This window comes from Oceanispirochaeta sp., assembly GCF_027859075.1.
Taxonomy (GTDB): Bacteria; Spirochaetota; Spirochaetia; order DSM-2461; family DSM-2461; genus Oceanispirochaeta.
Window position 1 is genome coordinate 1 of sequence record NZ_JAQIBL010000140.1, and the last position, 15,848, is coordinate 15,848.

Annotated in this window: 12 protein-coding genes; 5 read left to right on the forward strand and 7 right to left on the reverse strand. The window is 45.4% G+C overall.

What is annotated here, in order from left to right; all coding sequences use genetic code 11:
• Positions 1–269: 269 nt before the first annotated feature.
• Positions 270–2,609: a PAS domain-containing sensor histidine kinase gene (locus PF479_RS08085; protein WP_298004674.1), complete on the reverse strand. Its 2,340-nt coding sequence runs from the start codon at positions 2,607–2,609 to the stop codon at positions 270–272.
• Between the two features lie 77 nt (positions 2,610–2,686).
• Here PF479_RS08085 and PF479_RS08090 point away from each other — a divergent pair, with 77 nt between their 5' ends.
• A complete protein-coding gene (locus PF479_RS08090) occupies positions 2,687–2,815 on the forward strand; it encodes a hypothetical protein (protein ID WP_298004677.1) in 129 nt (42 codons plus the stop codon).
• A gap of 13 nt (positions 2,816–2,828) precedes the next feature.
• Here PF479_RS08090 and PF479_RS08095 read toward each other — a convergent pair whose 3' ends face one another.
• Complete coding sequence (locus PF479_RS08095; RefSeq protein ID WP_298004680.1) at positions 2,829–3,557, reverse strand: phosphatase; 729 nt, start codon at positions 3,555–3,557, stop codon at positions 2,829–2,831.
• Between the two features lie 373 nt (positions 3,558–3,930).
• On the opposite strand from PF479_RS08095, the gene PF479_RS08100 reads away from it, so the two are divergent.
• A complete protein-coding gene (locus PF479_RS08100; RefSeq protein ID WP_298004682.1) occupies positions 3,931–6,333 on the forward strand; it encodes a PAS domain S-box protein in 2,403 nt (800 codons plus the stop codon).
• A gap of 163 nt (positions 6,334–6,496) precedes the next feature.
• On the forward strand, positions 6,497–7,393 hold the full coding sequence (locus tag PF479_RS08105) for a hypothetical protein (RefSeq protein WP_298004685.1): 897 nt from the start codon (positions 6,497–6,499) through the stop codon (positions 7,391–7,393).
• A 43-nt stretch (positions 7,394–7,436) separates the two neighbouring features.
• Here PF479_RS08105 and PF479_RS08110 read toward each other — a convergent pair whose 3' ends face one another.
• The 4 genes from PF479_RS08110 to PF479_RS08125 all read right to left on the reverse strand — a co-directional run bounded on the left by PF479_RS08110 (position 7,437) and on the right by PF479_RS08125 (position 13,063).
• Complete coding sequence (locus tag PF479_RS08110; RefSeq protein WP_298004688.1) at positions 7,437–8,744, reverse strand: hypothetical protein; 1,308 nt, start codon at positions 8,742–8,744, stop codon at positions 7,437–7,439.
• A 15-nt stretch (positions 8,745–8,759) separates the two neighbouring features.
• Positions 8,760–9,530 carry an outer membrane lipoprotein-sorting protein gene (locus tag PF479_RS08115; RefSeq protein ID WP_298004691.1) on the reverse strand — a complete coding sequence of 257 codons (771 nt, stop codon included), beginning with the start codon at positions 9,528–9,530 and terminating at the stop codon, positions 8,760–8,762.
• On the reverse strand, positions 9,527–12,298 hold the full coding sequence (locus PF479_RS08120) for an MMPL family transporter (protein ID WP_298004693.1): 2,772 nt from the start codon (positions 12,296–12,298) through the stop codon (positions 9,527–9,529). The genes PF479_RS08115 and PF479_RS08120 overlap by 4 nt, the downstream gene beginning before the upstream one ends.
• A 126-nt stretch (positions 12,299–12,424) precedes the next feature.
• Positions 12,425–13,063, reverse strand: coding sequence for a TetR/AcrR family transcriptional regulator (locus tag PF479_RS08125; RefSeq protein WP_298004695.1), 639 nt, complete (start codon positions 13,061–13,063; stop codon positions 12,425–12,427).
• 180 nt (positions 13,064–13,243) lie between these two features.
• On the opposite strand from PF479_RS08125, the gene PF479_RS08130 reads away from it, so the two are divergent.
• Together PF479_RS08130 and PF479_RS08135 are read left to right on the forward strand one after the other, a co-directional pair.
• Positions 13,244–13,903, forward strand: a complete 660-nt coding sequence (locus PF479_RS08130) for an AAA family ATPase (RefSeq protein WP_298004698.1) — start codon at positions 13,244–13,246, stop codon at positions 13,901–13,903.
• 105 nt (positions 13,904–14,008) lie between these two features.
• Positions 14,009–14,404 carry a VanZ family protein gene (locus PF479_RS08135; RefSeq protein ID WP_298004700.1) on the forward strand — a complete coding sequence of 132 codons (396 nt, stop codon included), beginning with the start codon at positions 14,009–14,011 and terminating at the stop codon, positions 14,402–14,404.
• 34 nt (positions 14,405–14,438) lie between these two features.
• Here the strand turns inward: PF479_RS08135 and PF479_RS08140 are convergent, their stop codons facing one another.
• Positions 14,439–15,335, reverse strand: coding sequence for a PhzF family phenazine biosynthesis protein (locus PF479_RS08140; protein WP_298004702.1), 897 nt, complete (start codon positions 15,333–15,335; stop codon positions 14,439–14,441).
• Positions 15,336–15,848 lie beyond the last annotated feature (513 nt).

Genomic DNA, 15,848 nt, shown 5'->3' on the forward strand with positions numbered 1-15,848 from the left:
GGGTAATTTCAAGCTTATCAGAATGTCCTGCTGGAGAAACTCCAATTGTACTCCTGTCTGTATGGCTATGCCGAATGCATGGTTTAAGGACATTGGTCTTTTTCATCTTACAGATGTTGCAACAGGTTTCATCGTCCCTGTATAAGGGGGATTTTGGGCAGGAGCCGTATACGAGGTCCGTACGTACGGTTCTGCGAGAGGGATAAAGCGGAATTCATTATTCCGCTTTACCCTACTCAATTTGGGGGGGCCCCCGAGCTGGTCATCCCTTATTCTTTCTCCTGCCCCGAGGTTTCATCCAGAACTTCACGTACACTTGCCGCCAGTTCCTGCTTGGAAAAGGGTTTCTGGATAAAATGGAATCCATCATCCAAAATGCCATGATTGGCAATGATATTGGCCGTATAGCCCGACATGAAAAGACATTTAAGGTCTGGAAATAAGGAGGTCATTTTCTGTGCTAAATCCTTCCCGTTCATCTCGGGCATCACAACATCGGTTATCAGCAGACTAATTTTTTCTGTCTGCAATTCCCCCATTTTGATGGCCTCATCAGGACTGGACACTGCTATCACTGTATAACCCAGTCTTTGGAGCATTATTTCAGTCATGGTCAGAATCGCCATTTCATCCTCAACTAACAAAATGATTTCGTGTCCTTTCAAATTCACTTCTTTTGCTTCTAACTGTTGTGTGGACCAATCTGTTTCTGAATGCCTGGAAAAGTAAATCCTGAAGGTTGTTCCTTCCTTCAGTTCACTGTAAACACTGATGAATCCTTCGTTTTGTTTGACTATACCGTACACGGTTGCCAAGCCGAGACCGGTACCTTCTCCCACTTTTTTTGTTGTAAAAAACGGCTCAAAAAGGTTATTCAGGACCTCTTTCCCCATGCCGTATCCGTTGTCGCTTACGGCTACCATTACATACTCGCCGGGCTTATACCCTTCATGATCAAGACAGTATTCTTCGTCGAAGTAAACATTGCCTGTTTCAATGGTGAGTTTTCCCACATCCTTGATTGAATCCCGGGCATTAACACATAGATTGGTCAGAATCTGATCAACCTGGGAAGGGTCCATTTTAATATTCCAAAGGTCTTTTCCGGGCAGCCAGGAAAGAGTGATATCCTCACCGATCAAGCGCTGGAGCATGTTCAAAATCCCTTTGATCGTCTCATTCAGGTCGAGTACCCTGGGGGCTATTGTCTGTTTGCGGGCATAGGCCAGCAACTGACGTGTGAGCTTGATGGAGCGGTCGGTGGCTTTTTGAATTTCCAGCAGGTATCTGACAGCCGGGCTTTCTGAATCCAGGTGTTCCATGATCATCTCGGAATTACCTAGAATGATACCCAGCATATTGTTGAAATCATGGGCCACACCGCCGGCCAGCCGGCCGATGGACTCCATTTTTTGAGCCTGAGTCAACTGGTCCTGGAGTTTCCTGTGTTCTTCCTCTGCCTGTTTGCTTTCGGAAATGTCTCTGAACTCAACGGTTCTCACATTTCTGCCCTTATAGGGTATGTTTCGTGCTTCCAATCGTATGGGATACTCTGTCCCGTCTTTATGTAATCCGACAGCTTCGTATGCTTTTTCATATCCGCTTAATATATGATTCATGACAGTACTTCTTGATTCTTCGGCGATAAGCAGCAAGCCGTCCATTCCAATCAATTCCTCCACCGAATAACCGGTAATTTCCGACAATCCCTGATTACAGTCCAAAATAATACCCTTATCATGGATTCTGATGCCCCCAAAAGAAGCATTGTGCAGGGCTTTGAACCGAGCTTCGCTTTCAAGCAGCAGCTGCTCTTTCTGCTTTCGCTCTGTGATATCATGGTAGTTTCCAATAATTCCGTGTATCTCCGGATCATCCATAAGATTACTGCCTGTGAATTCAATCCAGCTGTAACTGCCGTCCTTGCATCTGTATCTGCAATCTATAGCTCCGATAGAACGGGGTTTTTTCAAAATTTTAGACATTAAGTTCTGAGCCGATTCCAAGTCCTCTGGATGAATATTATCCCAGGTACTGTGCCCAATCAATTCTTCCGGCTTCCAGCCAAATAATCTTTCAACGTTCTGACTTTTGTATGTATTGTTTCCATTTTCGTCAATGATGACGATCACATCTCCTATATTGGCAACCATTTTCCGCTGTAGAGACTCACTTCTCTTCAGAGCCTCCTCCAATTTTTTGCGGAAGGAGAGGTCAATCAAAGAACCTTCTAAATAGCCCTGCTCCGGGTAAATCGTCGCTGAAAACAATATCCAGATAGAAGTCCCATCCCGGCGAATGATTCTTGCCTCGTAATCAGAAACGGATCCTTTTTCTCTAATAATCCTGACAAGTTCCTCCCGACTGCCGGGGTCTGCCCATGCCTTGCCAGGATTGAAATGGACCATACAGTCTTCAATCGTTGAATATCCGGCAATTTCAGCATAACGTTTATTAATTTCTATTAGATTACCTTCAATACTTGTCCTAAAGAGGGCCACCTGGGCATTATGAAACAGAGTCTGGTATTTCTTTTTACTTTCCCTGAGGGCCGCCACTTCCTGAGTATATTTAGTTCCTGACTTTTCAAATTTCCAAAATTTAAACATCCTCTTTAAATAATATGAAACATTATTTGGAAGTGCAAGGATCATTTCAGAAATAGAGAGCTCTCAGTTGACTGCAAATGTCTTATTCAGAGGCCATTGATTCTGTGGTGTCCATTAACATCCTTTTCGGGTTCAACTGGAGGGTCATTGACGGGATTCATTTCGAGTACCGCCCGGAAATTCTTATACTGAATGGTTTCAAATAGTTCCTATTGATATTTAGAGGCTCAGTCCCGTCACAGACAGAAACCGTTCCAGAGTCGCGTTGGCAATCAGTTCTGAAGGAAACTGTAGCTCTTCCAGAAGGGACTGGCAGTGATCCGTTTCTCCCACCCTTGAGCTGAAATGGGCATCGCTGCCAAGGGTGATCATGACACCCTGCCGGCGGCATTCATCTAAAATCATTCTGTAATTTTCCAGTGCACCGACCCGGAATGCCCGGGGACTCAAACTGGAATTGTTCATCTCAATCAGAGTCTTCGTTTCTCCTGCGGCTTGAACCACACTCGGGATGTCATAGGGAAAGCGGCTGTCATCGGGATGACCCAGAATTTTCACATAGGGATTCTTCATGGCTCCCAGCAAGGCACTTGTATGGTCCTCTATTGTTCCGATAGGGAAGGTATGGATATGGAAAGACGCAATAACAACTTCCAAATGCTCCATAACCTCTTCATCGAGATCAATCTCTCCGCTGGAATTGATGATATTAGCCTCGGCCCCCCGAAAGACCAAGGTGCCATGGATCTCTCTGGGAAGAACACGTAAATTATAAAAGTGAAAAAGATGGGCTCCCCCGGGCATTCCCGGGGAGTGATCGGTTAAAATAAATCCGGTCAAACCCTTTTTATGGGCCGCCCGGGCCATCTCTTCCAGGCTGGAATAGGCATGGCTTGAGGCAAGGGAATGAGTATGAGTATCTATAGCTATCATATCTATAGTCTTCATTTATACTCTGAAAGTGCAATACACCGGAAGGATTATATTCGGGGCGTCTCCCCCTTAAAAGGGGGCCCGGCTTTCCGCTCCTTCCTTCCCCTGCGGGTCAGAAACCGCTGCAATCCGTGACGCGGTGAGACAGTACCCATGTCGATATATCACGAACCTGTTCCAACGATCCCCCGGGTGGACATTTTCAAGTGGTGCGAGAGAGAGCGGTAATATTGCTGTTTCCCTGAAAATTGGAAACAGTGAAATTCTACAGACATAGATTGACAAATAGTTTTGGAGTGTTAATGTTTATAATAGGATTAAATGTGATCCAAGAAGTATCCTTTATGAAGTATCAATATTAAAAATTTATATTCCCACAGGAAAACTGATGTCTGTAAAACTGTCTTATGAAGAATTAGAACAACGCATCAAAGCATTAGAAAAAGCTGAATCAGAGCGGAAGAAGACAAAATACGCCTTAAAAGAAAGCGAGGATAAATTTAAGTTAGTCTTCGAATCCGCGAATGTCGGTAAATCGATTACATCTCCTAATGGCAGAGTTTCTGTAAACCAGGCCTTTGCTGATATGCTGGGTTACACCCGGGAAGAATTAAGGGATAAAACCTGGCAGGAATTGACGCCTCCTGAAGACATAGAAGTCATCAATCAAAAGTTAAATTCTATTCTCGCTGAAGAACAAAAAGCTACGCGCTTCGAAAAGAAATATATACACAAAAATGGGTCCATCATTTGGGCCGATGTCAGCACGGTTTTACACAGAGATCCGGAGGGCAAACCCCTTCACTTTATTACAACAGTTGTAGATATAAGCGAAAAGAAAATAGCAGAAGAAGCTTTAATCGAAAATGAAAAGAGATATCGAAAAGCTCAGACACTGGGCAAGGTCGGCAACTGGGAGTTTAATCTTGAGAATGGTCATTTCTGGGGCTCTGAAGAAGCAAAAAGGATTTATGGATTTGAACACGATGGACCTGAATTTACAACCGAGGAGGTTGAAAGCTGTATTCCCAAACGGGAATGGGTACATCAGGTGCTTATGGACCTTATTGAAGAGGGGAAAGAATATAATATCGAATTTGATATTATCACCAGGAATACCGGCGCAAGAAGGACTATACACTCCATTGCTGAATTGGAAAAAAATGATAAGGGTAAACCTGTAAAAGTAACCGGAGTAATTATTGATATTACAGAGCGTAAGTATAATATTGAAGAACTTAAACGAAGGAATTATTTTATTGAATCTATCATGAATAATATGCCTATCGGTTTAGCTTTAAATACGATTGATGACGGAGACGTCATGTATATGAATTCAATGTTTGAGGATATTTACGGATGGTCACGGGATGTATTCACGAATACCAGTCTCTTTTTTGACAAAGTCTTTCCCGATCCTGAATACCACCAGAAGATGAAATCTCAAATTATTGCTGATATGCAAAGCGGCGATCCGAATAGAATGGTGTGGAATGATATTAAAATAATGACTGCCTCCGGGGAAGAACGGTATGTGACGGCCATCAACATTCCTTTGATTGAACAGAATCTGATGATTTCTACTGTGCAGAATACAACTGCCCGCAAGCGGGCGGAGAAGGAACACGATAAATTGCAGAATCAGCTGCAGCAATCCCAGAAGATGGAATCAGTGGGGAGGCTGGCTGGAGGAGTGGCACACGATTTCAATAATATTCTGAGCATTATCATTGGATATTCCGAGTTGGCTCTCATAAAGACTGATAATTCCGGCCCCTTGCATGACAACATCGTGGAGATTCTTTCAGCTGCAAAGCGTTCAACAGATATTACGCAGCAATTACTGGCATTTGCCCGCAAACAAACCATTGCCCCCAAGGTGATCGATTTGAATCACTCAATAGGAGACATGATTGAAATGGTCCAGCGAATGATTGGTGAAGACATCGATCTTAACTGGTTGCCCGGAGGGGGAGTGTGGCCGATCAAGATGGACAGCTCTCAGATTCTTCAACTACTTGCGAATCTCTGCATTAATTCCCGTGATGCCATCACCAACGTAGGTAAGATTATCATCGAAACAAAAAATACTGTTTTCGATGATGATTACTGCAGTGAACATGCTGGATTCATCCCCGGCGAGTATGTACTCCTGACTGTAAGCGATGATGGCCAGGGTATGACAGCAGAAACAAGGGACAAGATATTTGAACCATTTTTCACAACCAAGAGCATGGGCCATGGTACCGGACTAGGAATGGCCACCGTATATGGTATTGTCAAGCAGAACAAAGGGTTTATCAACGTTTACAGTGAAATTGAAAAAGGGACAACCATCAGGGTGTATCTGCCCAGGTATATCGGTCTGATTGTTCAAGCACAAAAACAAAAAATCCTGGAAATTCCCAAAAGCCGGGATGAGATGGTATTATTGGTTGAGGACGATGATTTAATATTGGAACTCGGCAAAATGATACTCGAAAATCTTGGGTATGCTGTGCTATCCACAAACAATCCAATGGAGGCTGGCAGCTTGGCTGCAGAGAATGCAGGCAAGTTAAAACTTCTGATCACGGATGTGATTATGCCCAATATGAATGGGCGGGAGTTGTCCGAGGAACTGCAAAGTCTTTATCCTGATCTAAAGACACTTTTCATGTCTGGATATACAGCCGATATCATTGCAGACCGCGGGGTGTTGGAAGAAGGTTTCAATTTTATAGGAAAACCCTTTTCTATGACGGATCTGGCCGTCAAAGTCAGAGAGGTCCTGGATCAAGACAATGATTGATCGGTAGCATTTTGCTACAAAAACCGACAAAAACAGTCTACAATGGTATGAGAGGTTTTTTAACTGAGTCGGGTTTATACATTCAGCAAAAAACAGTATTGGTTTTCAAAAATATTTAATATGGTTTTCATTTAAAAACATTTCTAAAATAAAGAGGCCCCTAATGACCGGAATAGAGACATTGATTCTCTCTAATACCCTTGTCAGCGCGTTTTTCGGTATCGCATATTTTATATACAGTCTGGAGCAAAAAACCTACCCGGGTTTTAGGTTATGGGCCTTTAGTCCGCTGATTATGACATTCGGCTTTTTAGCGATCATTTACCGTGGTACCATTTCGGTCGGAGTCAGCGTTTTTGCTGTAAACGGTCTTTTTATTCTGGTGGCCATAATCCGTCTGGATGCCATTAAACGCTTCCTGGTGAAAAAAAGTCTGAATAAATTATTATATCTTACCCCGTTCTTCGTTGCTCTTGCCTCCTCTACCTTTTATTTTACCCTTGACCGGATTGATATCCGAACTTTCATTGTAAGCCTTGCCCTGTTTATAGTGTCCCTTTCGATTTCATGGAATTTGGTCCGGTATTCACCTCCCGAAAATAGGCTGCTTTACAATTCAGCCGGCGTTTTTATTGCAATCCGGGGTTTAATCATTTTGACCCGGGCATTTTTATTTCAGGCCGGTAACCAGCATATTATTTTTGATAACAATATCTGGTCCTCAATTCAGTTAGAATTCGGCTTGATCAGCGAAGTCGGTCAGAACGTAATTTTTTTAATGATGAATAGCAAACGGGCTAAGGTGAATTCTATCCAATCCGAGTCAAAACTCAATGCTACGGTTATTGACCTGCAAAAAGCGCTATCAGAGGTTAAAACCCTTCAAGGCATTTTACCCATTTGTTCACATTGTAAGAAAATCCGGGATGACCATGGTTCCTGGCATAGCATAGAACAATACATTCATGAACATTCCGATGCTCAGTTCAGTCATGGGGTCTGTCAAGACTGTGCCAAAAAGTATTATCCCGATATCGATTTAAGCAGTACCAGGGAATAATGTGTATGACAAATCTGATTGATTTCAACCCCATAACTTCCTGTCAGAAATATACCTTCATTCCGCAGCTGACGATGGAATCATCCCAGGAGGACCAGTACAGACCCGGGGCCAATAAGCGGTCTCCCCCGAATTCCGAGGTCTTGTCTCCCAGGGAAAAATACCATCCCAAAGTGAACAGTATATCTGTTTCAATCTCCCACTCCAGGGAGGGAATCGCCAGGACACTGGCATCATTCAGGTTAAACAGGGTGGCCAGTTCCAATGTCAAATCGGGAAGCCCTGTCCAGGCTAATCGACCGAATAGATAATCTTCGGCAAAGAAAAGTCGGGTTCCTTCTAAAAAGCCTGATACATCATAGTCTTCCGGCCGGCTGGCTCCCGATCCCAGGTGAATATACTCAGCCATCATTTCAGTCTCTATGGGCTCAATTAAATAGCTGATCCCCATGGAGATCTCCAGGGCTTCCTGTAGAGTCCAATCATCTTCATTTACCCTTTCTGAAGAAGAAAGCCTTAGGGCTGACTCCATGGTTATACCGAAAGAGGAAATATCTCCTGTTAAATCGGAAACCGCCCATATTTCACGCTGCCAGGAAGGATCTGCATTCACATCAGAGGCTTCGGCAAAGGTCTCCCTGGCTAAACCGGCAGAGAGTTCCCATCCATCCAGAAAAGCCATTGCTTTTATACCGAAGGGAAGATTTTCAAGGCGAGTCTCTTCCAGATAGGGCAGACCGCTCCGGCTTGTGTCCGTGAGAATCAGATAGCCCGAGAGTCCATAATTCCAGCCCAGAGCCATGTCTGCGGTTAGAGCCGGAAGACCTCCTTTTTCATCCGAAAAGAAGCTTTCGAGGCTGCGCAGATTGACCCGGTCCGAGGGGTTCAGGAGCCAGGCAGAGCCCCATCCAATGGGAATAAACCCCATGCTGATATCCACACTTTTAATCCCATAGGAGACCCATGCCTGGTCGATATTAAACAGAGAATTGAAGTCGGCCCCCGGTAGTTCTGACGCGTCAGAATAAGCCGGGTCCGGTGGCAGTCCTGTCGTTTCAGAACGACCGAAAGGGTTGGCATAACCTCCGATAAAAGAGGAGGAGCCTTCCAGTACGGCGCTCACCCCGTCAGAGGGTCTCAGTTCAAGCTTGAACCGGGTCGATAGGGTAGTGCCAAAATCCAAATCATCATAGATTTTACCCGGGAACGATTGGGAAAGATCGGACCAGTCATTCAATGCGGCCAGTCCCGCGACCTCGGCCGATCCTGTATAAAATATATGGTCCTGACTTATCCCGGGCAAAACAGGGATTAAGCAGAAACAGAATACAATAAGAAGTTTGTTGTTCATAATATTCTAACCCTCCTAACGATAAAATTGACGCGGATGAAACAGGTTGTCTTCCAGAGCTTTGTCATACTGAATGTCATGGAATTCAATGATGGTTTTTGAGTTCTTGGAGGGATTCACCATCTCCACAGAAGCCGGACTCAAGCGGCCGCTGTAGCTGCGGACTTCCGGTACTGTCATATATTTCTCAACTGTTGATTTCCCTTTATAGAAATCAATCCGGCGGGGAATATAATCTTCCCGATGAACCTGCATGATTATCTTTGAATAATTGACATCCTCTGAGAGTGGACGGCCTTCCAATACCCATACATCAGGGGTGGAGTATTGTATGGTAAAAGCATATTTCCCTGCCCAGTTCCCTGAACCAAGATCCTCATAAGAGAAATCCCCGCCCACACCATTGACTGAACCACTCCTGGCGGCTCCGCTTAACAGACGAACCCGTCCCGTCGAGGGGAAGTAGACCCACTGCCCGTCATCACGGGTCAGAATGGATAATCCAGCCAGGCGTCGGGGTTCCCGGAAGAAATACACACTCAGTTCTCCATCTCCCTCGCTGTTCCGGCTGAAGGATTCCAGGCGGAACACTTTTCTGTCATCAGGATTAGACAGATCATCGATGACAGTCATGGTAATCTCCGATACCTCTGATGACGAACTCTGCCTCTCATCCACCTGACGGATGATGCTCTCTGCAGTCTCTGCCGCTCCCACTGTAAGCGGCAGGCCGACGGCAAGGGCGCTGAGAATCATAATTCCAAAACCTAATCTTCTTTTATTCATGATTTTTCTCCTGAAAGTGTTGTTTTTTTATTGATCCATGTCACAACGACGGGCATGAGAGTTAATGATGCTATTAAAGCTGTAAGAGTTCCCAAAAAGAGAAGTATTCCCAGGGTGGCGATGCCTCTGAAAGTCCCCAGGAGTGCGAGAGAACCGAAGCCGATCATCGTGGTGAGGGCAGAGAGGAGAATTGCCTTCCCCGACGAGGCCATCACCGCCTCCACAGACTTCTCATGTTTCAGTCCATGAAGAATATGGACGTTGTAATCAATCCCGATGCCTATGATGAGAGGAATGGCCAGAATGTTCACAAGATTCAGCTCACCAAAAAGTGTATAAAATCCGCACATCCAGAGAATTCCGAGAAAGAGGTTCGCCATGGCCAGAAGGGTCTTTTTCAGGCTTAGAAATGTGATGAATAATAGAATAGTGACAACAAGGAGTACTGAACTCGCGGCTACCCGGGTTTCATTTAAGATCTCCTTGGACAACGCCAATGAGAGGGAGATGGTTCCGGTTATTCTGGGATCAATCCGGGTCATCTTGTCATCAAAATGAAACATTCCCTTCTCTGTGGTCAGAATATCAGTGGGATATATCGTAATCAGAAAGGATTCTTCCTCTCTGCTGATCCTCTCGTCTTTGATGAAATCCGGTAAATCGGCAATGCTCAGCGGTTTCTGCACCGCCGTCATACGATCAATCCGCTGACTGAGGGCATCGGCAAAGGCAGTATTCAATGCCTCTGTCCGTTCAGAAGCACCAGGACGTTTTAAGGTGGAAATCAAGTTCTGAAAAACCTCCCGTCCCGGTTTTCCACTCTCTGCGCCCATGATTTCATGAACCATGGCATCCCGTTTACCGACTATGCGACTGTTTTCACCCAGATTGACTGAAGTAATATCGGCTATTTCAATGACGTTCCACTCCAGTCTTTGAACCTCATCCATGAGAAAATTCATATCCTTATCAGTTATTTGCTTTATTTCCTGGGTGGTGTGATTCTCATGCCATTCTCCAAGAGCTGCTAAAAGTTCTTTTTGTTCCTGAGTTGACGGCAGATAGTCGGTCGGGCTGCTGACACTGGAAACCGACTTTTCCCTCCGGATGGTTTCGGTCAGATCTCTGGCTTCTTCAAGATCATTGACAGCCAGGAAAGAGGGAAAAGGAGTCAATTGATAGGCATCAATGATGCGATCTTCCGTCGCCTTGGACGGAGTATTCTGTGGACCGATTCGACGCATATCGTAATCATAGGAGAGGCGGGGAAGCAGTACTGCTGAAACAAGGGTGGCCGTCAGCGCCAATACCAGAGCAAAAGAACCCGCCTTTCCCTGGAGTGCACGGCCCCAAGCGGCGAGGAAAGCGAATTCTAATTTGGGCCTGCGTCTCTGTACCAGAACATCGCCCTGGCCGGCACGGATCTTCTGCTTTGTTTTCCCCTGAGATGATTTTTTCCCAAAGCTTAACAAGAAGAGGGGAAGGATGGTGAACATGGAAAGAAGGATCAGGATGATTCCGCTCCCTGCTACAAAACCGAACTGTACAAAACCAAGAGTTTTAGAAAAACAAAGGGCATAAAAAGCCATCGCCGTGGTAATCCCGCCAATGGCCACGGGAGCTGCCGTCTGCTGAAGAGTGAGGGCCATGGCGGCCACGGGATCATGTCCGTCCTGAAGGCTGTCATCATAACGAGTGATGAGATGGATTCCGAAATCGATTCCCAGGCCCACCAGCAAGGCCCCGAAGGAGCTGGTAATCATGTTCAGCTCTTTCAGTGTTGCGCCGATCAGACCGAGATCAAACAGTATGCCCATCCCCAGGGCGATCAGGGCAAAGAAAATAGAACGCATGCTGTTGAGGGAAAAGTAAAAGAGAATGAGAATCACTGCCAGAGCGGCCAGAGGCGGATAAAGAGCATCCGCACCCAGTGCCGTTTCTTCATCTGCCTCCTGGGCTATATCACCGGAGGCACCGAAAATCATATGCGGATATTGAGCCGTCATAGACGCCGTATGCTCTCTGATCCGGGTCATAACACGGCTCAGGCGCTGTCTTTCATCTATGGAGAAATCGGGACTTACCTGAATAATCAGCATTTCATAATCGGGGGAGAAGAAATAGGCATCTCCCACAAAAAGGGCATCAATGAGGCGCTCTGCCGCAGCTTCTGCCTCTGTCTCCTGTCCTTCAATCCAGAAGCGAAACTCCTTTGTGAAATTCTCCAGCTGGTTGAAACTGTCAAGAAGTTCCTGCTCATCAGAGGGAGAAACAACATCCTCTCCTCCCTCATCAAGCCAGGAGGATTCCAGGCTATCATTGAGGGCTGTAAGAAAGGGGAGGAGATTGGTATCTTCGGTGAGAGTCCTGTAATCCTCTATATCATCCTGTTCGGACAGCAGAAAGCCATTCTCAATTAGGAAATCCTGATCTATACGGGTTCGGACTGCCAATAAATCGCCACTCAATTGGGGGTCATTCTTCAATAAACCTGCCAATATATCCGCCGCTTCGGCCATTTCCTCCCTGGAGCCCTGTTCTACAGTCAATAAAATGCTGGATGTCGTGAATTTGTCTCCAATTTCATTATAACTCGCTACGATGGGATTCCCTTCGGGCAGCATATCCTGAATGCGTGTCTTTAACTCAATTGACCCCGCCGTCCAGAAGGCTAACCCGCCCAGGAACGCTGCCAGCACCAGCAGGGGGTATCTGAAACGATACAGAAACAATACATATCTCTGTCCTCTTTGTTCTGTTGAAATCATATTCAATCTCCTTTGTTACACTAACCGGTTAGTTAGTTTGTGTTTAAATAAAAAGTTAGTTAATAATTGAATCAAAATAAATCCAGAGTAAAGACTACCATCACGGTCCTCCTTTCGTTACTTCCGTTATTCTTTGTTCTCTTTCGTATTATTCAAAAAGCTTTTATGGGTTTGAAAATGGGTCTCCTTCAGACTCTTCATAAAATAGTGATCCATGTCTTCGTCTGAAACAGATAGACGCTTCTGGATATCACCCTTAAACAATGTATAGCTGATCATAGGGATCAAGGCCGTAAAGACCTCGGTCATCATCCACTGTTTCTTATCCAGGGCGTTGAAATCGGTTGACTCATCCAAAACACTCGACAGACCCTTTGTGGCGTCATCCAGGTAGAAATCCGCAAGATCCAGAAGCATGTTTTGACCGTCTTCCTTTAAACTCTCCATAAACAGTATGCGGATGATGTCGCGGTGAGTTTCCAGAAATTGGATTATTTCATGCATTGAACTATGAGTTTTCTCTTCATTTTCCGGTGAATCATCACTAGTCAGAGTAGAGTAATCAAATGCAGAGAACCCTTTTTTTACCAGACGCTCATAAAGGGCTTTAAGAAGCTCTTTTTTACTTTTAAAGTAGTAATAAATCAGGGCCTTGTTGACACCCGCTTTTTTCGCGATCTTATCCACACGAGCCCCGTCAAAGCCATTCGAGGAGAATTCCTTCTCTGCTGCATTCAGTATGGTGTCTCTTGTTTCCTCTGCCATTGCATCTCCAATTGATTAACCGTTTAGTTAAATTAGCGTAAACTATGCCATTATGTCAAGGATAATATTATCCCTTCACAATAAATGAGATAAGATCCGAGTCAATTATTAATCCAAAGAAGGATACAGTTTCGTATCTTTTCCCTCCTTAGAATTGTTTTATAAGTAAGGGGGCAGGGTATGAAGGTAATAACAATTTCTCGGTATTTATACAGCGGTGGTATGACGATCGGACAAAAAGTAGCGGATGAACTGGGCTACTCCTTCGTTACCAAAGAAACCATCGAAAAGATCATGGATCAGTACGGTATGGTCGACTTCGATAAAGTATACGAGTCGGCTCCCGGACTTCTGGACCGGGTTGATCCAATACAGGAGGACATGATTCATTTTCTGGGTAAGTTGATGCAGGCCATCGCTCTCCATGGAAGCATCGTGCTTCTGGGACGGGGCAGTTTTTCCTTCTTTCCCGACTACTCGGATGTGCTCAATGTTCGTCTTTGGGCTCCGGTGGAAGTGAGAGTGGGGCGTTTGATGGAACGAACCAATAATACCTCCTGGCGTATATGCATGAATGAAGTGACCGAACACGACAACAGTCGCAAGGCCTTTGTGGAACGCTGGCTGCACGGCCATCCTGATCAGGCCAATGCTTTTGACCTTGTGATCAACACGGGGAAGGTCCCTCTGGATAGTGCTGTCAGGATCATCGTCGATACGGCCCGGGAAAGCCGGGATCTGGTTATGGATAATCATAAGACCGTCAAATCTCTGGAGGTGGATTCCCTTCTACTCGAAACGGTGAATGAGGTCCTGGGGAAATTAGACAGGGTTCATTGATCCATGACGCAAATTGAAAAGTCTCTTTACTCTTAATGTCTATTGTCACAATAGTGACACATTTCTGCCCTACAATTGCTTTCTTTGTAGATCAGAATCACAGGCATGAAACATCCCTCCTCTAAAACAGCCTTTTTTCTCTACTGTCTCTTAATTGCTCTGATTATCCTGCTGGCCGATCTGGACAAACTGCCCGGTTCTCTGTTCATGAAGATTCCACATTATGACTGGTTGGCCCACTTCCTCTTGTACGGTTTTTTTTACCGCCTGTTGGACTCAGCGCTCAAGGAGAGGGAGATCCTCCTATTCAAACGCCCTGGTTCCCCCGCACTCTGCATCAGCTCTGCCTTCATCATCCTGGAGGAAATTTCTCAGCTCTTTCTTTCATCAAGGACCTTCAGCCTTATGGATCTCTTTATGGGCTTTCTGGGAATCGGGGTGTTTATGAAGTTCAGAGTCTCAGTCCCGTCAGAGACTAAAATCCTTTCTGACCAGGGCTGATCATCAGCTCCTGAGGAAAGGGGTGCTCCTCCCTTCAATAGAGGGTATATTCTCCCTCCATCCTCTTGATCGCGCCCCCGCCGAATATCACTCTCGTTCGGCCTTCTACTTCCTTTTTCTGCAGCTTGATCAGATTGTAGTTCTCAGCATGACTGTTCTGCTCCAGTATAAGGGTCTCTTTCTGCCAGCTGTTCTTGTCCAGCAGATAATACCCCAGGGCGGAATTCCCGGACCCCGTCGCCGGATCCTCCAGATAGCCGAAGGTGGGGGCAAACACTCTCACCCTGTAATCATGAGCCTTCATGGATACGTCCTCTGTGAACACTTCCACAATATCAATGCCCTGGTTCACGCAGAACTGATTCAATTCAGCAAGATCCGGGCTGATCATCAGTATGGATTCCAAAGAGACAATCGGGACGATAAGGGTATTCAGCCCGGCGTTTATTATGTTAACGGGCCAGGCGGCATCCAGGTCGTCAAGGGAGATCCGCAAGCTCCGGGCAATCTCCTGCAAAGAGGGCAGGTTCTTCTTTTCCACCGGAGGGGGAGCCATCACAAATACTGCATCATCCGTCTTTATCCTGTTCTCCACGGTCAGTTCCCCATAATTGGTCACAATCGTAATCTGATCCAGCGCTTCCAGTTCCTTGCTTTGAAAGAGCTCATACATCATCGCAATGGTGGCGTGTCCGCAAAAATCCACTTCCCTCTCGGATGAATAAAATTTCAATCCGTACCGGCCGGCTTCTATCTTATGGATGTACCCGACTTCGCTGACAAAGCCTTTCAGCTCCCGGGCCAGCTGGAGCATCCCCGATGTGTCTATTCCATCACCTTCCTCCAGCCAGACAGTGCCAGCCGGGTTCCCCGATGATTTTGCTGTTGCAAAGGCATCAATTTTTTTGAAGTTATAGGTTTTTGGACTCATGCTGATACTCACTCCTCACAATGATTGGGATCCTCACCCCGGATTGTATGACTGGGCTTGTTCCCTGTTCAATAAGACTCAGACCCTCGGATAATCTCTCTGAAGGCTTCATTAAAGGGAGATTCCCTGTTTAACAAGGGGCTCTCGTTTCTTCTCGTAAAATCAATAAATATCACTTTTTCCCCGTTCTATACAATGTTATACTCCAAAATATAGAATCAATGTTTATTTATGTTAAGATAGGGCACCGTCAGGGATTTCCTGCCGCCATAAGCCGCTGGTTTTCCAGGGATAGCCACTTCCATTTTCTTCTGGAGGGGAAAAGGGGAGTCTGGATAACAGCCCCTGTGACGAATTATCTTGCAGGATATGCAGTGAAACAATGTTCTTGTGCAACAAAAAGGATTTCATGTTGCTGAGAGTCATATGTTCAGGAAAAAGTTTCTTTAAAAAATGCAATATTTTAAAATATAGGAGAAAAATAATGCCTGAAATGATGGAGATATATAAAAA